At 64.7% G+C, this 19,925-nt stretch carries 12 protein-coding genes; 9 read left to right on the top strand and 3 right to left on the bottom strand.

The window, feature by feature from the left end; translation table 11 throughout:
- Nucleotides 1-49: 49 nt before the first annotated feature.
- Both SH809_00960 and SH809_00955 read left to right on the top strand, forming a co-directional pair.
- A complete protein-coding gene (locus tag SH809_00960; GenBank protein ID MDZ4698246.1) occupies nucleotides 50-1,447 on the top strand; it encodes a class II fumarate hydratase in 1,398 nt (465 codons plus the stop codon).
- A 212-nt stretch (nucleotides 1,448-1,659) separates the two neighbouring features.
- A complete protein-coding gene (locus tag SH809_00955) occupies nucleotides 1,660-3,222 on the top strand; it encodes a Do family serine endopeptidase (GenBank protein ID MDZ4698245.1) in 1,563 nt (520 codons plus the stop codon).
- Between the two features lie 67 nt (nucleotides 3,223-3,289).
- Here SH809_00955 and SH809_00950 read toward each other — a convergent pair whose 3' ends face one another.
- Complete coding sequence (locus SH809_00950; GenBank protein ID MDZ4698244.1) at nucleotides 3,290-6,625, bottom strand: AAA family ATPase; 3,336 nt, start codon at nucleotides 6,623-6,625, stop codon at nucleotides 3,290-3,292.
- A 266-nt stretch (nucleotides 6,626-6,891) separates the two neighbouring features.
- Between SH809_00950 and SH809_00945 the strand changes: the two genes are divergently transcribed.
- Both SH809_00945 and SH809_00940 read left to right on the top strand, forming a co-directional pair.
- On the top strand, nucleotides 6,892-7,326 hold the full coding sequence (locus SH809_00945) for a hypothetical protein (GenBank protein MDZ4698243.1): 435 nt from the start codon (nucleotides 6,892-6,894) through the stop codon (nucleotides 7,324-7,326).
- A gap of 181 nt (nucleotides 7,327-7,507) precedes the next feature.
- Nucleotides 7,508-7,639, top strand: coding sequence for a hypothetical protein (locus tag SH809_00940; GenBank protein ID MDZ4698242.1), 132 nt, complete (start codon nucleotides 7,508-7,510; stop codon nucleotides 7,637-7,639).
- Nucleotides 7,640-7,740: 101 nt separating this feature from the next.
- Here SH809_00940 and SH809_00935 read toward each other — a convergent pair whose 3' ends face one another.
- The gene (locus SH809_00935; GenBank protein MDZ4698241.1) at nucleotides 7,741-8,721 is read right to left on the bottom strand and encodes an NAD(P)H-quinone oxidoreductase; all 981 of its coding nucleotides are present in this window, start codon (nucleotides 8,719-8,721) and stop codon (nucleotides 7,741-7,743) included.
- A gap of 209 nt (nucleotides 8,722-8,930) precedes the next feature.
- On the opposite strand from SH809_00935, the gene aroB reads away from it, so the two are divergent.
- From aroB to rnr, 3 genes are all read left to right on the top strand, one after another.
- A complete protein-coding gene (aroB, locus tag SH809_00930; protein MDZ4698240.1) occupies nucleotides 8,931-10,022 on the top strand; it encodes a 3-dehydroquinate synthase in 1,092 nt (363 codons plus the stop codon).
- 66 nt (nucleotides 10,023-10,088) lie between these two features.
- Complete coding sequence (locus tag SH809_00925; protein MDZ4698239.1) at nucleotides 10,089-14,828, top strand: translocation/assembly module TamB domain-containing protein; 4,740 nt, start codon at nucleotides 10,089-10,091, stop codon at nucleotides 14,826-14,828.
- A 94-nt stretch (nucleotides 14,829-14,922) separates the two neighbouring features.
- Nucleotides 14,923-17,127 carry a ribonuclease R gene (rnr, locus tag SH809_00920; protein MDZ4698238.1) on the top strand — a complete coding sequence of 735 codons (2,205 nt, stop codon included), beginning with the start codon at nucleotides 14,923-14,925 and terminating at the stop codon, nucleotides 17,125-17,127.
- A 29-nt stretch (nucleotides 17,128-17,156) separates the two neighbouring features.
- Here rnr and SH809_00915 read toward each other — a convergent pair whose 3' ends face one another.
- Complete coding sequence (locus tag SH809_00915; protein MDZ4698237.1) at nucleotides 17,157-17,651, bottom strand: glutamate--tRNA ligase family protein; 495 nt, start codon at nucleotides 17,649-17,651, stop codon at nucleotides 17,157-17,159.
- Between the two features lie 394 nt (nucleotides 17,652-18,045).
- On the opposite strand from SH809_00915, the gene SH809_00910 reads away from it, so the two are divergent.
- Nucleotides 18,046-19,566: a DUF5687 family protein gene (locus tag SH809_00910; protein MDZ4698236.1), complete on the top strand. Its 1,521-nt coding sequence runs from the start codon at nucleotides 18,046-18,048 to the stop codon at nucleotides 19,564-19,566.
- Nucleotides 19,556-19,925, top strand: a 370-nt coding sequence (locus SH809_00905; protein ID MDZ4698235.1) for an ATP-binding cassette domain-containing protein, incomplete at its 3' end; no start/stop codon positions are given. The genes SH809_00910 and SH809_00905, both read left to right, overlap by 11 nt.

The raw sequence follows: 19,925 nt of genomic DNA, 5'->3' as shown, positions 1-19,925 counted from the left end.
CGAGTATACGTCCGGCAACCACGAAAACACCATTCCGACTTCGTTTCTTATGTCAGAATATCGCATCGAAAAGGACTCGCTCGGCGAGGTAAAGGTGCCCGCCGACGCGCTGTATGGCGCACAGACTCAGCGTGCCGCCGAAAATTTCCCGATCAGCGGCATCCGCTTTCCCCGCCTGTTTATCGAGGCACTGGGCATTGTCAAGCAGGCGTCGGCGCGCGCGAACCAGGCGCTGGGACTGCTGGACGCCGGCAAGGCCGAGGCCATCATCGCGGCCTGCCAGCCGGTGATCGAGGGCCGGTTCGACGACCAGTTCGTGCTGGACATCTTCCAGACGGGGAGTGGGACGTCGACCAACATGAACGCGAACGAGGTGATCGCGAACGTCGCCTCAGAGCAAGTCGGCGGGGGGCGCGGGAGTAAGGCGATCCACCCGAACGACCACGTGAACATGTCGCAGTCGTCCAACGACGTGATCCCGACGGTGATGCACGTCTCGGCGCGGATAGCGCTCGCGCGGGAGCTGGTGCCGGCGCTGCAGCGCTTCCACGAAGCGCTGACCGCCAAAGCGGTGGCGTTCGACGATGTGCTCAAGAGCGGTCGCACGCACCTGATGGACGCGACGCCGGTGCGGCTGGGCCAGGAGTTTGCCGGCTACGCCTCGCAGATCCAACACGGCATCCGCCGGCTGGAGTACGCGTCCGGTGAACTGGCCGAGTTGGCGCTCGGCGGGACGGCCACGGGCACCGGCATCAACTGCCATCCCGACTTCCCGGGCAAGACCATCGACCTGATCGGAGAAGCGACTGGGTTGACGTTCCGCGAGGCGGAAGACCACTTCGAGGCCCAGGCCGCCAAGGACGCCTTCGTGATGGCCGCCGGCGCGCTGAATACGGTGGCTGTCTCCCTGATGAAGATCGCGAACGACCTCCGCCACATGTCCAGCGGCCCGACGAGCGGCCTGGCCGAGATCCGCCTCCCCTCCATCCAGCCCGGCTCGTCCATCATGCCCGGCAAGGTGAACCCGGTGATGAGCGAGGCCCTGATGATGGTCTGCGCCCGCGTGATGGGCAACCACACCACGATCACCGTCGGAGGCCAGCATGGCAACTTCGAGCTCAACGTGATGATGCCGGTGATGGCGCACGCCATGTTGGAGAGCATCATGATTCTCGCCGGCGCGTGCGATGCCTTCCGCACCAACTGCCTCGAAGGCATCGAGGCGGACCGCGACCGCTGCCGCGAGCTGCTCGAACTGAACCCATCCATCGCCACCGCCCTCAACGCTGCCATCGGCTACGACAAGGCCGCCACCGTCGCTAAGACCGCCGCCCGCGAGCGGAAATCCGTCCGCACCGTCGCCAGAGAAATGGGGCTGTTGTCCGACGAAACGCTCGACCGTTACCTCAACGTCCGCGACATGACCGAGCCCGGGATCCCCGGTTGAGGCTTCCGCAGCGAGCCATACTAAACCCCTGGCCCCCCGCGTTTACGCTACGAACCCGCGCCGCGGCATACTTTTTTCATTCCCCGACTGACACCGGGTTCACCGGGTCTGACTGACAGATTGGCGCATGGGCGCCCCCACGGTTGGTGAACCTGCTTGTAAAGGTGACAGATCGTCTGCGTAATGACTCAGATAAGCCAAGAGGTTAGAACATGAGTGTGAAACGAACGATTCCTATCGCGTTATTTGTTATCGCGTCGTTCCTGGGGGGCATTTTCTTCATGACTGCCGGTTCGAATCTGTTCTCGGACGAAGCGATTACGACGAATACCCACGCCGCTTCGACAGCCGGCCAGGAGGGTGGAACGACCGCCATTGACCGGGAGCGAGTTGCGCCTGCGCTGGCGTTGGAGGAAGCGTTCACCCTGGTGGCGGAAAGCGTCACTCCGACGGTCGTACAGGTCCGATCGGAAAAGGTGGTCAGCCAGCAACAGATGCTGGAAGGGACGCCGTTTGAGGAGTTCTTTAATCCCTTCGGAGGCGGCGGCGACAGCCCGCAGCAAGAGTTCCGATCCGACGGGCTCGGATCCGGCGTGTTGATTCGTGCGGATGGCTACATCATCACTAACAACCACGTGATCAATGGAGCCGACGAGCTCAAGGTCCGCCTCTCCGATGGCCGATTCTTCGATGCCACCGTTATCGGTGCGGACCCCCTAAGCGATCTGGCGGTCATCAAGATCGAAAGCGCCAATATGCCTCATGTATCCTTTGGCGACGTAGATCGGCTGCGCGTCGGGCAGTGGGTGATGGCCATTGGCTCGCCGCTGAGCGAGGATCTGGGCAACACGGTAACAGCCGGCATCGTGAGCGCGCTGGGGCGGACGAGTAACGAGATCTCGCAGCTCAACGTGTATGCGAGCTTTATCCAGACCGATGCGGCGATCAACCCGGGGAACTCGGGCGGACCGCTGGTGGATCTCCAGGGCCGGCTCATCGGGATCAATTCCGCCATCTTTTCTCGCTCCGGCGGGAATCAGGGCATCGGCTTCGCGATCCCGGTGGATGTCGTGCAGAACGTGGCCGACCAGCTGATCGAACACGGCAGTGTCCGCCGCGGCATGCTGGGGGTCAACTTTGACGGCGTCAGCGAGGCGCTTTCGAACCTGCTCGATGTCCCCCGTGGCGCGGCTCAGATTACACGCGTGACGGATGGCAGCGCCGCCGAAAAGGCCGGCCTGAAGCAGAACGAAATCATCGTCTCCGTCAATGGCCAGGACCTGCTGGACGCCAACCAGCTGCGCACGACGATCGGCAACAAACAGCCGGGGGAATCGGTCAGCCTGGGTGTCATCAATCAGGAAACCGGCCAGAAACGTACGGTGGACGTTACCCTCGGCGAGCGCCCCGATGAGGAGGCTGTCGCCAACAACCGGCCCGACGCCGAACGCGAAGCCGAATCCGGCGTCGAAGCGCTCGGGTTGACAAACCTGCGGGACGTGTCCGATGAGATCCTCCAGAGTCTGGGGCTCGAACAACAGGAGATTACGGGCGTCGTGATCACCGGCATCAACGAGAGCAGCCAGGCGTTCCGAAGCGCCGAATTGCGCCGCGGAGATATCATCACCGAGGTGGATCGCAAACCGGTGGACTCTCGAAGCGAATTCCTGCGGATCTACCGGGACATCAAGGCCGGCGAATCCTTCCTCGTACGCGTTGTCCGTTCACAAAATGGCGATCCGGTGTCGTTCCTGACGGCGCTGACGAAGCCGTAGGGGCGCACGGCCGTGCGTGCTCGCAAAAATCTCGGGTTGGTATCAAGGGGCGCACGGTCGTGCGCCCCTACAACCCGCCCATCACGTCGAAATCGCCGGCGAGTACCCGATCCAGCCGGCCGGTGCGCCAGGCGCCGCGGCTATCCCGAACCAGGGGTGACGGCGCCTCCCGGTAGCGTCGAACGATCGTGTCGGCGGGCGACCGTTCGGAGGCTTTTATCCCGAGGAACCCCTGGTCGGCCTGGGTCCGCAGCCCTGCGACGGTATCCGCCACGGCCAGGGGCTGTGGCTCCACCCGTACCCGGACTTTGACGCGCGTGAAGGTCTTGCCTTCGCGCGGGGCTTCCCACACATGCCAGCCTTCTTCTCTGGCGAGGATAACATACGCCCCGAAGCCGGCGACCGCGAGGGTAAACCGCCCTTCGGCTGTCGGGACTTCGGCCAGTGGCTGAAGCACTACGTGGCGCATCTGGCGTTTTTCGGCCCAGGCGACATACATCGCGGCCAGTGTGCGCGCGAAAACGTTTGCTTCAGCCCCGCGCGCCTCGATCCGCAAGAACGCGTCGCGCGGCCGGCCGGTCGCCTCCTGCCCCAGGGCCTGCTCCAGCACATACAGGCGCTGCGCGAGCCGTTGCACCAACACGGGTGAATACGCGGCGCGATCCTCTTTCCCATCCCCGCCGAGCCGGCCGAGCAGCGCATCGGCCGTCCCCATGGCGCGTTCGATCCGGTCCATGAATTCCACCCTGGCCAGGACCTCGAACCGGCCCTCCCAGCCCCAGAAGGCCGGATCGGCCGTGCGGGCCAGCGCCTCCGCTTTGTCCTGGACCCAGGCATTGGAATCGATCCGATCTTCCAGGGCTTCGTAGCGATCGAACAGGCCATCGACTTCCGCCCGGGTGCCCGCCGGCTCGAGCACGAGCGGCTCCAGGGAGAATTTCTGGCCGGCCGATTTGCCCGAGCGGGTCGCGGGCGGTTCGGGGTCGGGCTGGTCCGGGTCGATGAACTCCACATCCAACCCATCGCCCCGGCTACGGATGAATAGAAACTGGTCGCCCTCCGGAAACTGGTGATTGACGATCGTGAGCGCCAGCGGCGAAAGCACGTAGCGCTCGATGGCTCGTTTGAGCGGCCGGGCGCCCAGCTCGTCGCTGAACCCCTTCTCGAGTAAAAAATCGAGGGCAGACTCCTCCCACTCAACCGCCCACTCGCGACTTCTGAACCCGCGCCGCGTGAGCACATCGCGCAGCTCTTTCTGGAGGATGTCCCGCGCGATTACCCGGCTGAGCGGACGGAAGACGACGACCCGGTCGAGGCGGTTCAGGAATTCGGGGCGGAACGTCTGTTGCGCGGCGCGGCGGACGCTTTCCGCTGAAAAAACCCGTTTTTCGCCACCGAAACCCACGCCGGCGCCGGCCGGCACGGCCGCGCCCAGGTTGGACGTCAGTATGATGATGGCGTGGCGAAAATCGGCCGTCTGGCCGCGCCGGTCCGTAAGCCGGCCGTCGTCGAACACCTGCAGGAAGAGGTCCCACACGCTCGGGTGCGCCTTCTCGAACTCATCCAGCAGGACAACCGAAAACGGCTGTTTTCGGATCTGGTTGACCAGGGCCACGGCGTCCGACCCGCGCTCCGCCTCGCCCAGGAGCCGGAGCAGGGAGTCCTCCGTCATGAATTCGCTCATGTCGAGCCGGATCATCCGCTCCGGCGCTCCAAACAGAAACGTCGCCAGGGTTTTGGCGATCTCCGTCTTGCCCGTGCCCGTCGGGCCGACGAAGAGGAAGACGCCCGCCGGCCGGGTGGGGTCGCAGAGGCCGGCCTTGAGCATGGCGACACGCTCGACGAGGCAGTCGACCGCTTCGGGTTGCCCCAGGACGGACTTCTCGAAGGTTTCCCGCAACGCGCCGAGATCCAGCCGATCCCGATCGTTCAGCAACGACACCGGGAGACCCGTCAGGTCCGATAAGGTAGCGATCATGTCGTCGACGGCCGGCGGATCTGTCCGTCCCGTGGCGGCGTGAGCGGCAAGCGCGAGATGCAGAAACGCGAGGAGATGGCCGGGGGCGGCGGACCGGTCCAGGTAGTTTCGAGCCATCTGAAAGGCTTCCTGTAGCGCGTAGTCCGACAGCGCGGCGTTGCGTTTTACGCACCACGCACGGGCGAGAGCGAGCGTGCCGGCATCGTCGAGGGGATCGACGGTGACCGTCTTGAGGCCGGCGCGCAGGTGGGGTCGGACTTGCACGATCCGCTCGTAGGCGGCCGGCTCGACCTCTCCGATCACCGTGATATCGCCTTTTTCGATGTACGGGGCAATCATGTCCAGTACACTGCGTGGATTGTCGCGGTGCCAGCCGGCGAAAATGAGGTCGTGCGCATTGCCCACCATCCACAACACCCGCCGTCTGCCGGCGAGGTTGCGAATCAGCTCCTGCATGCGCTCCTCGAGTTGCCCGATGTACATCTGGCCGGCCACCACCTCCATGGCGCCGGCTTCAAAAATCGTCCACCCCTCCGCGTACAGTTGACCCGCGATGGCACGGATAAGGGTCGACTTCCCCACGCCTGGTTCCCCCACAAGCAGCACCGACCGGGGCCGCTCCTGTCGGAGCGCTTCCAGCGCCAGATGGCGCAGCCGCGTCAGGGCGTCATGCGGGATCGTGTCGTCCGACGGCGGCTCGGCCCAAACGGCGCCGATGCGGGCCAGGGCGTCGCGGTCGATGCGGACTTCGCGCCAGGCGCGCGCCTCCGCCACCATCGGCCCCAGCCGGTCGATTTTGAGCGCCGCCAGCACCGCCTCGATCCCATCCATCTGCTCGTCGTCGACGAGGTCCAGCGCTCCATGGAACGCCGGCGCTTCGCCCGCGGCGAGCCGCTCCTCGATCCACCCTCTCAAAAATTCCAGTACCTGAGGCTGCTGAGTCCACCACTCCTGCCCGGAGGCGACGAGCCGGCCGATGCCGGCCGGCCCGACATGGGCACTCAGCGCGCGGAGGGCAAAAAAGAGGGGCCACAGATAGATCCGCTCGAGCTGAAGGAGCAGACGGTCGGCGATCGACGGGTCGGCCGGCCGGCGCGCGAGCGCCTCGAAGGCCATGCAGGAAATGGGGAGGTTCTCTCCCAATGCATAACCCAGCAATGATTCATCGTCAAACGAAGTCACGGTAAGTCGTTCGACGCCTTCCAGGAAAGGTTGGTGTGTGAGGAGGTCGCGTGGATGCGCCGAGCGGTGCACGAAGGCTTCGAGACCTTCGGCCAGGGCGTACAGGGCCACGGCCGGGTCGTCCTCCACGGGCGCCGTCGATGGCGGCGCGGGGGTAATGACCCGTCTTCCGCCCAGAAAGAGGCCTATCCAAACACCTACGCCGGCAGCCACGCCGGCGATCAACCATTCTAGCCCATCCATAAACCTGATCGATCCACTGGTGACGTGCCAGACCGAGCACGGAATTACTTGCCCATCACATAAATATTCCTTCCGCCAGACCGCTTACTCGAACCAAACCCCACCTTTTTGTTGCACCCCGTTTTGACGGCAAACCGGCATTAGGCGATTATGTCCTCTGTTACATCGTGCCTCGTGGTACGCGCTTTCCTCACGTTTGCGATTCTGACATCGTTCGCCGTCCCTGGCGCCCAGCCGGTGCCTGCCCTGTCAGCCTGCGGGGCGGCATGGGAAACGCCGATCTTGTGCAGGACGCGAAGAAAAGTGTCGCCACGTTGACTATTGGCCAGTCCTCCCCCGCCTCGGATGCAATGAATGCCGCTTGCGGAGAGACCGAAACGCCGCCCAACCCGCCACCCGGGATTTTCGGCGCTCGCTTCCGCTTCCCGGATGGGAAAACGTTTTCGGATACCGACTACCGCAGCAACGCCTCCGCCCGGGCGACCTGGACGATTACGTTATCGGGCACCCACTCGTTCACGTTTACGTGGGACCCGACCACCCTGCTGGCGGGCGATTTTCGACGTAAAGATACGATCAATGGCGGCATCGTCAATATCGACATGGCCACCACCACAAAGTACGTCTTGAGTGACCAGGAGATCACGACGCTTGTCATCGAAAAGTACGCCGAGGGGCCATGTGAGGACATCTCGGTTTAAGCCGGCTGGAACCTCTTCTCGGTGCCGCTCGTCGCCGGCTGGAATCTGATCGGCGGGTTCGATGTGGCCATGAAGGCCAGCACGCTGACGACGTCGCCGAGTAGCCTCATCCAATCGGATTTCTACGGATAATACGGCACGGCCTACGCCGCCGCGTCACCCTGAACGAGTCGATGATCGGGTGGATGGCCTGCTGCCGGCCGGCTACCACGAGGTAGCGTTCGATGGCTCGCGCGTCGCCTCCGGCCTCTACGTCTACCGCCTGGAGACGGCGGACTATGTAGCCATCCGTCAGATGATGCGAGTTAAGTAAGCGACGATACGCGCGAGGGTCAGAAACAGGCAAAAACGTCGGTTTCCAAACCGTAGAGACGCCATATTTTGCGTGTCCTTGCAGGCCCCGCGAAACACCCTTCAGGTAACCCGAAGCACCAGCTTCCCCGTATTCAGGTTGGCCTCCATGCGGCTGTGCGCCGTCTCGGCGTCGGTCCAGTCGTAGACCGTGTCGATGACCGGAGCGAGTTCGCCCGCCTGGAAACGGGGAAGCATTTCGGTGCTAAAGTCCCGAGTAAGTGCGAGTTTGTACACGTCACTCCGGTTGCGAAGCGTCGAGCAGAGGATGTGGAGCCGTTTTCGGAAGATGTGCCGCAGGCTGATGGATTCGACGCGGCTGCCGCCCATGAGCGCGAGGATGACGAGCCGGCCGTCGACCCCGAGGGACTCGATGTTGCGCTCGAAGTAGTCCGCCCCGACCACATCGAGCACGACATCGACCCCGTGCCGGTGGGTGAGGCGCATCACCTCGGCGTCAAACGACTCTTCGCGGTAGTCGATAGCGGCCTCGGCGCCGAGCGCCAGGCAGGCGGCGTGTTTGGGGCGCGACGCCGTGACGATGACGCGCGCGCCCATCGTACGTGCGAGTTGGATAGCCGCCGTGCCGACACCGCTCGCTCCGGCATGGACGAGCACCGTCTCGCCGGCCTGGAGCTTTCCGAGCCAGGCGAGCGCCTGATACGCCGTGAGAAACACTTCCGGAATGGCAGCCGCCTCCTCGAAGGACAGCGTGTCTGGCAGCGTCATCGCCATTTCCGCCGGCACCACGGCGTACTGCGCATACCCCCCACCCGGCAGTAGCGCACAGACCCGGTCGCCCACGCGCCGGCCCCGCACGTGATGCCCGACCGCCTCCACCTCGCCGGCCATTTCGAGGCCAAGGATCGGGCTCGCCCCTTCTGGCGGAGGGTACATCCCTTTCCGCTGCAACAAATCCGCCCGGTTCAACGCCGTCGCCCGCACACGCACCAACAGGTCATTGGGCCCGAATGCCGGTATCGGGCGCTCTTCAAACACCAGCCGACTGTGGGAGCCGGCGCCGTCTACATGGATCACGTGCATTGGATTAGCGAGTAACGATTAGCGATTGGCGATTGGCGATGTGCGCCGAGGTGGTTCGAGTTACTGATTCCGATCCAGTGGTACTGGCTTTGACGAGGATACGCGGTACATTGCGACCAACGCCAATACCGCGGGTTGAACGGTCAACCTCCCCAACCGATCCCGACCCATCGCTACTCGCTAAGCACGAATCGCTACTCGCTAATCCCATGTCCGTTCTCCCTCCGATCCCGGTAGTGTTGCCGGACGGCCGGCGCTACGCCTACGTCCTGGGCCCGCTGGCCGAATTGCCCGCTCGGATGCGTGAGGCGGGGCTGCCGGCGGGGCTCTGCCTTCTAGTGACCGATGCGCATCTGGCGCCGCTGTATGGCGAGGCGCTGCGGCGGGGGCTGGAGGCGGCCGGCTGGTGGCCGCGGCTGGTGACCCTGCCGGCCGGCGAGACCTCTAAGTCCCCCGAATACCTCCAGCACATCTACGACGCCGCGCTGGAAGCCGGCATCGACCGCAAGACGCCCGTCATCGCCCTCGGCGGCGGGGTCGTGGGGGACCTTGCGGGGTACGCCGCCGCCACCCTCCTGCGCGGCGTGCCGCTCGTCCAGATCCCGACGACACTCATCGCACTGGTCGATAGCGCCATCGGTGGAAAAACCGGCATCAACCATCCGGCCGGCAAAAACCTGATCGGGGCGTTTCACCAGCCGCACCTTGTGTATGCCGACCTCGAAACCCTTCGCACCCTCCCCGAACGCGAGTGGTTCAGCGGCCTCGCCGAGGTCGTCAAACACGCGCTCATCGCGGACGCGGCGTTGTTTGAAACGCTGGATCGGCACTGGGACCGTGTGCTGGCCCGCGACATGGTGCTGATCCCCGGCATCCTGCACCGCGCGGCGCAGATAAAGATCGACGTGGTTCAGGAGGACGAGCGCGAGTCCGGCCGGCGCGCCATCCTCAATTTCGGCCACACGTTTGGCCACGCCATCGAAAAGGTGGCCGGATACGGCACGTTCACCCATGGCGAAGCGGTGGCTATCGGGATGATCGCCGCGCTGCACCTATCGCGCGCCGTGCACCCCGGGCTGGACATCGCCGGCGCCGAGCGGCTGGTCCGCCGCATCCCCGTGTCAGGAACCTTGTCCGGGTTTTCCCGGTCAGCACTGCGGGAGGCGATGCAGGCCGACAAAAAAAAAGCCGGCAGCCGCCTGCGTTTCGTCGTCCTCCATCGCATCGGCGAAGCCACCGTGGCCGAGCAGGTGACGGAGGAAACAATCGACGCGGCGTGGGAATATGCCAGCCAGGCCTGATCGATCCCCCCGCTCGATAGACGCCTTCCCTACCGCCAGATCCCCGTTCGCTGAAACCCCGTTCTCATGCGCGCACTGCTCAACATTCCACGCGGCGTGCTTAAAGGCCTCGTGTATGCAGTCGTCGCCGGCGCGGTCCTGTTCCTCGCCCTGACGCGCACGCAGGTCGGGAGGGACGGGTTGCGGATCCAGCTGGAGCGGCAGTTCGGGCAGGCGTTTCACGGGGAGTTGCGGATCGGCCAGCTGCAGGGCAACCTGCTCAACACCCTCTACGCGCACAATGTCCACCTCCTTGATGGAGACGGCGCGCTCGTCGCCTCCATCGACGCCGCCGTCGTCCGGCTCCGCTGGCAGGATCTCCTCCGCCGTACGGTGTCCCTCAACAGCATCACGCTCATCCAGCCCGAGCTCAACCTGATGCTCCGGCCGGACAGTTCCTGGAACATCGGCGACCTCTTCAGACGCCGAAACCCGCGCATCCGCGACGATCCTTGGGAGTTCACGTCCGCCGACATCCGGATCATGGACGGGGCCGTCCACACGCACAACCTCGGCGCCACGCCGACAGCCGTCGCTGAAGGCCGGCTGTTCGATTATACCCGGTTCCAGACGACCCACATCCAGACGCGGATGAACGTCGAGTGGGTCTCCAACATCAAATTGTTGGATGTCGATTTTTTCTCCAGCGACCTCCCGTCCACCGGTCAGCACATCGAAAACGTCCACGGTCAGTTCGTGATCATGGATGACCAGGTGGAGCTGAACCAGGTGGGGCTGCAGTTCGGGGGCACGTCGCTGACGATGACGGGGCGCCTGGACCACATCTCCCACTTCCCCGACATCCCGGGCGACGCCGAAATCGACCTCGAACTGATGGACAGCCGGATCGCGCCGGCCGACTTCCGCTCTTTTTTCCCCCGGCTGACCGCCGCGGACACCCTGGAGGTCTCGGCACGGCTCCGGGGCACCTTGAGCGACTTTGCGGTGCCGGCCTTCAACCTGCGGCGCGGCGTCACCGCGATTTCTGGCACCGCCAGCGCCGTCGGGTACCCGGACTCGCTGCAGCTGGCCCTCAGCATCGACCCCGGCCGCTTCTCCGGCCACGACCTCCAGGCGTTCTTCCCCGCCGGCCGCTTCGCCTCGATCCAGGCGCTCGGGACCATCGAGATCGACCGTCTGGATGTGCGCGGCGCGTTCCACCCCGTCGCCGGCGAAGGCGCCGCGCCGTTCTCCGTCGCCCTCGCCCTCGACGCGCACAGCCCGGCCGGCCACCTCGCCGGCTCGCTCGACCTCGCGCGCGACGCCAGCCAGACGTTCACCTACCGGGCCGACCTGGCCGTCGACTCCCTCGACCTTTCCATCGCCGTCGAAGACGCCCCATCGACCGATCTGAACGGCGCGCTGTTGCTGTATGGCGACGGCGCGACGCTGCCCCGCGCCGGCGGCGAGCTGCGGCTCACCTTGAGCCCGTCGTCTATCAACCGCCACCGCGTCGATACGCTGGACGTCTATGTGGCCGCCGGCAACGGCATCTGGGATGCCGCTCTTTTCGCCAACCGCGACGGCGCTGGCCGGATCGAGGCCGAGGGCCGGCTCGACCTCGGCGCCGCCACGCCGGCGTTTTCAGGCGAACTGTCGCTGCGCCGGCTCGACCTCGGCGCGGCGCTCGGCAACGACTCGCTCCGCACCGATCTCAACGCGCGTTTCGGAATCCGCGGCGAGGGCCTCACCTGGAACGACCTCCTCGGCCGCGTCCAGGTCGCCATCGACTCGTCCTCCGTGGCCTATGGCGACAACGAGCCGCGCCCTATTCTGGCCAACACGAGTACCCTCACGCTCCAGGAATGGGGAGTAGGCCAGCGCCGGCTCGAACTCGATGGCGACGCCCTCACCCTCACGGCGGAAGGCGACGTGCTCGCGGCGCCGCTCGTGGCGCTGGGCAGGCTCTGGGGCGAAAGCCTGGCGCGCGCCTTCGAGCAGGAGCGCAAGAAGCCGCGGATGCCGGCGCTCACGCCCAACGAGGCAGAAGACGCCCTCACCGAACGCGCCTTCGCGTCCACCATCGATGCCCTCTACCGGGAACAGCTCCAGCGCCACGCCCGACAGCGTATCGCCGAGGCCGAGGCGGATTCCATCCTCCACATCGACATCCGGCTTGCGTTGCACCGGTCGGACCTCCTGATCGGCGCCTTCCCGCCGACCTTCGCCGAACTCGACACCGACCTCCACGGCGAGGCGCGCATCGATGTAGGGCCCGACGTGTTGGGGATCGCCGGCATCTTCTCGGGCGATTCCCTCGAGACCGCGCTGACCAAGAGCCAGTCCCCCCACATCGAATTCCATCTCACCGGCCACCTCGACACGCCGTTGATGGACAATTTGGAGATGCAGGCGTCCCTCGCCGCGGACTCCCTCCTGTTCGCCGGCCACTACTTCCGGCACCCCTCTATGGCCGTCACCCTCAGCCGGCGGAGCGGACGCTTCACCGTGCTCACCCAGAGCGGCCCGCGATCCGGCTCCCAGCGCCTGTCGGCGCGGCTTGATCTACTGCCGGACCGCAACCGGTTCACCCTGCAGGACCTCGCCCTGTCCATCGGCTCCTCCGCCTGGACCACCGTCTCGTCCGGCCCCATCGACGTCTACAGCGACGCCATCGTCCTGCCCGAGTTCGTGCTCGAAAGCCCGTCCGCCCTGGCCGGCGGCACCCAGCGCATCCGCACCAGCGGCGTGCTCTCCGCCCGCAGCGCCGACACGACGTTCATCCATGTAGACGACATTGGCATCCGCCCGTTTTCGGAGTTCGCGAACATGATCATCCCCATGGGCGGCCTCGTCAGCGGCCGGCTTGCCTTTACCTCACACGACCTGCAGCCCGAATTTACCGGCGCCCTCGCGATCGACCACCTCTCGCTCGACAACCGGGTGCTGGGCAACCTCACCCTCACCAGCCGCTACCTGCCCGGCCTGCCGGATGTCGGCCTCACGATCGACCTCGCCCCCGTGCCCGAAGGGGAGCGCCGCCTGTTACTTCCCGACGCGGCCGTGACGCCCAACTACGAAGAAAATGCCCTGCAGATCGCCGGCACGAGCCGGCTGCCCGTCTACAACCGCCAGCGGACCGGCTTCGTGGATGCCGGATCGTTGGACCTGGACGTGAACATAGAACGGGCCGATGTCTTTTTCTTCGAGTTCATCTTCCCCGATCTGCTTCGCAACGTGAATGGCTATGTGGCCGGCAACGGCACCATCGCCGGCGACTTTTCCTACCCGCTCTTCGACGCGCAACTCGCCCTTCACGACGGGGCGCTGGACATCCCCCGATTCAACCTCGCGCTGCGCGACGCCGCGTCGCCCATCACCGTCGACCGGCGGGGCATCCACCTCGGCAACGCCATTGTCCGCGACCAGACAGGCGGGTCGGCGCGGATCGAGGGGTCGTTCCTGTTCAACGACTACCGGTATTTCTCCTTCGACCTCCGCGGCGTGCTCGACGAGTTTCTGATCATGAACCGCACCACCGGAGAAGACCTGCCGTTTTTTGGGCAGATCTGGGCCTCCGGTAACACGACCCTCACCGGCCCCACCTCCAACGCCTTCCTGGTATCCAACAACGCCGTCACCACCTCCAGCAGCGAACTCTACATTCCGATCACCGAGGAAGAAGAGTTGTCGGATGTCGGCTTCCTCATCTACGCCGATTCGACGGGTGCCGTGCCGGACTACCGCCGGCTGACGTACCGCCCGAATCTGTTTTCGAAGCGCCCCGTGGGGGAACGGCGGTTCATCGAGGGGTTATCGATGGATCTGAACATCTTCGCCCCATCCGGCTCCACTATCCACCTCGTGTTCGATCCGCTGCTGGGGGATGTGATGAACGCCGTCGGTAGCGGCCGCATTCAGCTCCAGCGAAGGGAGGGCGAGTTGACGACGTACGGGACGCTCAACATCGACTCCGGCGACTACCTGTTCACTGCCGGCGAGGTGTTCGCACGGCGGTTCCTCATCGACAGCGGAGGCACCCTCACCTGGGACGGCAACCCCACCGACGCCGCGATCCACATTCCGGCTTCGTACAAGACCCGCGCCTCGCCGGCCGGCCTGCCCGGGCAGGCGCTCAGCGAAACGACCTTCATCCCCCTCATCGTGAAGCTCGACGTTACGGGCCGCGTCTCCACCCCGGAAGTGGCGCTGCGACTGGAGACCGACCGGAGCGACCGCAACTACAGCGGCAATTACGCCGCTATCGAGGCCATCTTCAACCAACCCGAGCGCTCGACGGATTTTGCGACGAGCGTGCTCCTCACCAACTCGTTCCTGCTCACCACCGAAAATGTCGCCGGCGGCGGCGGAAGTGCGCTCACGAGTTCGGGCGAGCAGCTGGCGTTTAGCAGCGTGTCGCAACTGGTGGCCAGCCAGTTGAACCGGTTTCTGAACGAAGCCATCCCGAACATCGACTTCAACCTCGGCCTCCAGGGCGAGAGCCTGCAGGACCCGGGTGTGACGGCCGGCGTGGCCCTTTACCTGCTCGACGAGCGGCTGGTGATCCGCGGCCAGGGCGTCTACCAGAACGAACAGACCCAGTACCAGAGCGGCCTCGAGGGCGAGTTCACCGTGGAAGTCCGCCTCAATCCCAGCGTGTCCGTGGAGGTCTTCCTCCGCCGCGAGGGCGACGTACTCGCCGAAAACGCCCTGACCAGCACTCGCGGCGCGGGGTTGTCGTACCAAACCCAGTTCTCCTCGTGGCGGAGGTTGTGGGGGCGGTTGTTCGGGAGGCGAGAGGCGGCGGAGCCGGTGGCGCGGCGGTAGGGAGCCCGCCCGAAAGCTCGCCGGCGCATCCCCCGGCAACCTCCCGGCCCACCCCGGGTACAATAGCGGCAATCCTTACCTACCCTCTCCCAGCGTGGCAACACCCAGAAAGCAGGCCGGCGGCAAAAGCCCCAGGTCCAGTAGTATCAAGCCCGGTAATATCAAGCCCGGTAACGTCAAACCCGGCGCCATCAAAGCCGACATCCTCAAGATCCTGCGCGACAACGGCGCGCGCTCGTTCCATCCGAAAGAAGTCGCCAAACTCCTCGGCTACTCGACCTACGAAGCGCACAAGACGTTTCTGACCGTCGTGGACGAGATGAAAAAGCAGGAGGAGATAAAATCCGTCGGCGCTCGGATCCAGTATGGCAGCAGTCGGCGCGAGTTGGCCGAAGGGCTTCTCCGCCTCAACCGCGAGGGGTTCGGCTATGTGGAGGTGGAGGGGTATGAAGACGGCTTCGCCGTCCGCCCCGACGACGCCGGCTCGGCCATGAATGGCGACCGCGTCCGCATCCGCTTCGGCGATGCCCGCACGAGCGGCGGCCGGCGTAAGGCCGTCATCGTCGAGATCCTCGAACGGGCGAAGATGGACTTGATCGGGACGCTCTACCAGAAGGGCAAACTCGTCTACCTGGAGGCGGACGACCCGACCTTCCCGCACAAGGTGAACGTGACGAGTGCGCCGGCGGACCAGCCGCTGCATTTCAAGAAAGCGCTCGTCGGGCTGGACGACTTCGACGCCTTCCGCCGCCAGTTCAACGGCCACATCGTCGAACTCTTCGGCGCCGCCGACGACCCGGATACGCTCACCCGCGCCCTCATGCGCCGGCATGGCCTCACGGAACGCTTCCCCGTCGCCCCGCTCGAAGAGGCCGATGGCATTTCAAGTGACATCCCGGAGGCTGAAATCCGCCGGCGGACCGACCTCCGCGCCCGCCGCATCTTCACCATCGACCCCGAAACCGCGCGCGACTTCGACGACGCGATCCACATCGAGGAACGGGCAGATGGCGGGGTCGATATCGGGGTGCACATCGCGGACGTGAGCTACTACGTGTCCCCCGGCAGCGCGCTCGACCGCGAGGCGTACCTCCGGGCCACGAGCGTTTACCTGGCCGACCGCGCCATCCCGATGCTGCCCGAGCGCCTCTCCGGCGACCTGTGCTCACTCCGACCCAACGAGGACCGGCTGGCGTTTTCCTGCCTGTTCACGCTCGATGCCAACGATGAGGTGACGGACTACGCCTTCCATGAAACCGTCATTCACTCCGGCCGGCGCTTCACCTACGAGGAAGCCCAGGCGGTGATCGATGGCGGCCTCGCCGGCGAGCCCTTCGCGCCGGACATCCAGCGCGCGGCCCGGCTCACCGAGCGACTCCGTAAGAAGCGACACGCGCAGGGTTCTATTGATTTTGACATGCCCGAGACGCGCGTCCGCCTCGACGCCGCCGGCAACCCGGTGGCCATCGAACGCAAGGACCGGATCGCCAGCCATTTCCTGATCGAGGAGCTGATGCTGCTGGCCAACAAGATGGCGGCGCAGGAGCTGGCGAAAGGCCGGCACAAGGCCGAGGGCGGCAAAGGTGTCTACCGCGTGCACGACCACCCGGACGCCGAGCGCCTCACGAACCTTGCCACCTACGTCAAGGCCTTCGGGTTCATGCTCCCGCTGAAGGATGGCCGGGTGCGACCGCAGGATCTGAACGCGCTCATGGAAGCCGTCCGCGGCAAGCCGGCCGAGCCGGTCATCAAATACGCCGCCCTCCGCTCCATGGCCAAGGCCGCGTATAGCACCAAAAACGTGGGCCACTACGGCCTCGGGTTCAGCCACTATGCGCACTTCACGAGCCCCATCCGCCGGTACCCGGACCTGATGGCGCACCGGCTCCTGAAAGGGATGGCCGCCGGCGGGCCGGCGAACGAGGACCTGGAGTCCCGCTGCGAGTACTGCTCCGAACGCGAGCGGAAGGCCGAAGAAGCCGAGCGCGACTCGATCAAACAGAAACAGGCCCTCTACGCCCTCAAACACCTGGGCGACACGTTCGAGGGCGTGGTCACGAACGCGACGCGTTTCGGGATCTTCGTCGAAATCCCGTCACTCCTGCTCGAAGGGCTCATCCACGTGCGGGAGATGGACGACGATTATTACGAATACGACGAGTTGCGCTTCGCGCTGATCGGGTCGCACAACGGTAAGTCCTACCACCCCGGCCTGGCCGTCCGCGTCCGCGTGGAAGGCGCGAATCCGAACACGGGCGAGATCGATTTCGGGTTTGCGCAAACGCAAAAAACGCGTTGAACGTTGAACGGCCACGCCAGGGCGTGGCCCTACATGAATTCCGCCGGCAACACCCAATCCTCGGGGCGGATCATCCCCCAATCGAACAGCGGGATCAGCTCAACCGCCGTCGCCGGCCGGGGCGCGGGCAGTAGCCCCAGGGAGTATGCCAGATACCCCACGACCTGTTCGGGCCGCGCGCCGGCATCGCGCAGGGAAGCGAGCGTGAGGCCGGCGTTGCGTTTGGAGAGCTTCTGGCCGTCTGCGTTGAGCATCAGCGGGACGTGCGCGTAGGCCGGCGGCGTGCCGCCGAGGGCCTCGATGAGCTGTATCTGACGGGGGGTGGACCAGAGGAGGTCAGCGCCGCGGACGACCTCCGTGATGCCCATCAACAGATCGTCCACCACGACGGCGAGCTGGTACGCATAGTAGCCACCTCGCCGGCGGAGGACGATGTCCCCCACGGCATCGGCCACGGTTTCGCGCACGATCCCGAACACCCGATCCACAAACCCCACTTCGCCTCCGGTTGCGGAGAGCGTCATTATACAAAGCCGTGCGTTCGGACTGCGTGTAAGGTCCAAACGGGCCGCCGACATCCGGCCCTTCGTCCCAGGCGATTCCCATCCACCGCAGGTCGTCGATCGCCGCCCGTGCCAGCTCCGGGTCCGCGCGCGCCGTGTCCAGATCCTCCAGGCGCCAGACGAATGCGCCGCCTTGACGACGAGCGGACAGCCACGCCGACAGCGCCGTGCGGGCGTTGCCCCGGTGGATCCGGCCCGTAGGTGACGGGGCGTACCGTCCTCGCACGGATGCGTCATTCCGCCGCCTAGCTGAAAGTGTCATGACTGGTTGTTACCTTACGCCCGCCACCCGGATGCGCGCGCCGGGTATGGGTAGCGTATTTCTCGCCTCGCGTACATGTAATTCCACCCGCGAATGTTCCATCCCGCCCCGCCGACGATGGCGGTGTATCGTCATCTGCTTGCCCATCATTGGAAGAGCTTCACGCGATCGCTGAGCCGGCGTAATCGGTGGTTGACGGTGCTGGCCGGCGGGATGGTAATGCTGTACGTGACGGTACTGCTCGGCGGGATGGGCTTCTTTTTCAAGGAAGTCTTTCGGGGCACGCCGGCGGGGATCGACTCCGTCAGCTTCCTCAACCAGCACCTGATCGAAGTGTTGTTGGGGATGTTTTCGATGCGATTTTTCCTGCAACAGGGGCCACGGATGAAGATTCGTCCCTACTTGCATCTGCCCATTCCGCGTAAAAGCCTCGTCCGCTTCTACCAGCTGTTTTCGCTTCTCAGCTTCCACAACGTCATCCCCTACCTGTTCGTTCTACCGTTCTGGCTGCGGTATTTCATTGCCGGCGGCTACGAGCTGCGTGGGTCGCTGACGTGGTTGGCCGGCTTTACGCTGTTTCTCTTCCTCTCCCACTTCGCCATCAACCTGCTGCGGACGGTCCTCAGCCGCAACTCGCTCCACTTTCTGATCGCCATCTCCGCGATGGCCTCGTTGCTGGTGATCGACCAGGTGATTCAGACCCACTTCGTGAGCCTGATGTCGTTTGTGTTGTTCGGGCAACTCGCGGCAGGCAACCTGTATTTTCTGGGCTTGATCGCGGCATGCACCGTCAGCATCTTCTTGTATTCCAGCGCTGTCATCCGTCAGAACCTTCGTTCGACGCCCGAGGCGAACGGCAGCCCGCGCGTCCTGCGGAGGGCGATTTTTTTTGGACCGAAACGCGGCCAGGTCATGAACCTCATCATGCTCGAATTACGCATGATCTGGCGCAACAAGCGCCCGAAACACTATTTCCTGCTCAGCGTCGTCTTTGCGCTGGCCTATATCTCGCTGATGCTGGCGGATACCGACATGTTTCAGAGCGAAGCCATCAATGCGGTGATCGGATTGTTCGCCTCGGGCACGTTCGCGCTCAACTACGGCCAGCTGATGTTTGCGTGGGAGAGCATCTATTTCGACGGCTTCCTGGCGCGGTCGATCCGTCCAGAGGAGATGGTGCTGGCGAAGTTGATGATCCTCCAGGGCTCGTGTTTACTGTTTTTCTTGATCAGCCTGCCGCTGTTCATCTGGCTGAACCCGGATCTGCTGCTGTTGCACGTGACGTTCCTGTTTTACAACGCCGGCGTCACCAGCGTACTCATGCTCGCGCTGGCGGTCCGCAACCAGCACCGGGTGGATATCGCGCGGAGCGGAAGCTTTTTTAATTATGAGGGGTTCTCTCTCTCCCACTGGCTCTGGATCGTCCCAACCGTCCTGCCGCCGGCCATCACCCTGTTTCTGCTGCAGAACATCCGCTGGACGGCGCTGCTGTTCATCGGGGGCGTAGGCGTGGCCAGCCTCGTGTTTTCCAGGAAATGGAGCGAATACTTCACCCAACAACTCCTCAGCCGAAAATATCAGATGGCGATGGGGTTCAGGAAATATGAAGATTGAGGTCCACCGGCTCAAGAAACATTACAGCGACCATTTTGCGCTCGATGTGCCGGCCCTGTCGATCGAGCGCGGGCAGTCGTTTGGCCTCGTCGGCAACAACGGCGCCGGCAAGACGACGCTCCTTCGCCTCTTGCTGGATCTGCTGCCGGCCGACGACGGCGAGGTCCTCATCGACGACGAACCGGTCGCCCTGGCGGAAGAATGGAAGCGCCACGTCGGCAGTTATCTGGACAGCTCCTTCCTGCTCGACTACCTCTCGCCGCTCGAATTCCTGTCCTTCATCGGCAGCGTCTACGGCCTCTCCCGGCCTGAAATCCTCGAACGCCTCGCCCCCTTCACGCCCTTTCTCCCCCCCGGCG

It is taken from the genome of Rhodothermales bacterium (assembly GCA_034439735.1).
GTDB lineage: Bacteria > Bacteroidota > Rhodothermia > Rhodothermales > JAHQVL01 > JAWKNW01.
The sequence above is the reverse complement of the archived record's forward strand: the minus strand, read 5'-3'. Positions and strand labels throughout refer to the sequence as shown.

What these genes read in the sequence shown, in the direction of transcription:
- SH809_00960 (MDZ4698246.1), top strand. Translation starts at nt 50, where the DNA reads ATGTCAGAATATCGCATCGAAAAGGACTCGCTCGGCGAGGTAAAGGTG.
- SH809_00955 (MDZ4698245.1), top strand. Translation starts at nt 1,660, where the DNA reads ATGAGTGTGAAACGAACGATTCCTATCGCGTTATTTGTTATCGCGTCG.
- SH809_00950 (MDZ4698244.1), bottom strand. Translation starts at nt 6,625, where the DNA reads ATGGATGGGCTAGAATGGTTGATCGCCGGCGTGGCTGCCGGCGTAGGT.
- SH809_00945 (MDZ4698243.1), top strand. Translation starts at nt 6,892, where the DNA reads ATGGGAAACGCCGATCTTGTGCAGGACGCGAAGAAAAGTGTCGCCACG.
- SH809_00935 (MDZ4698241.1), bottom strand. Translation starts at nt 8,721, where the DNA reads ATGCACGTGATCCATGTAGACGGCGCCGGCTCCCACAGTCGGCTGGTG.
- aroB (MDZ4698240.1), top strand. Translation starts at nt 8,931, where the DNA reads ATGTCCGTTCTCCCTCCGATCCCGGTAGTGTTGCCGGACGGCCGGCGC.
- SH809_00925 (MDZ4698239.1), top strand. Translation starts at nt 10,089, where the DNA reads ATGCGCGCACTGCTCAACATTCCACGCGGCGTGCTTAAAGGCCTCGTG.
- SH809_00915 (MDZ4698237.1), bottom strand. Translation starts at nt 17,651, where the DNA reads ATGACGCTCTCCGCAACCGGAGGCGAAGTGGGGTTTGTGGATCGGGTG.
- SH809_00910 (MDZ4698236.1), top strand. Translation starts at nt 18,046, where the DNA reads ATGTTCCATCCCGCCCCGCCGACGATGGCGGTGTATCGTCATCTGCTT.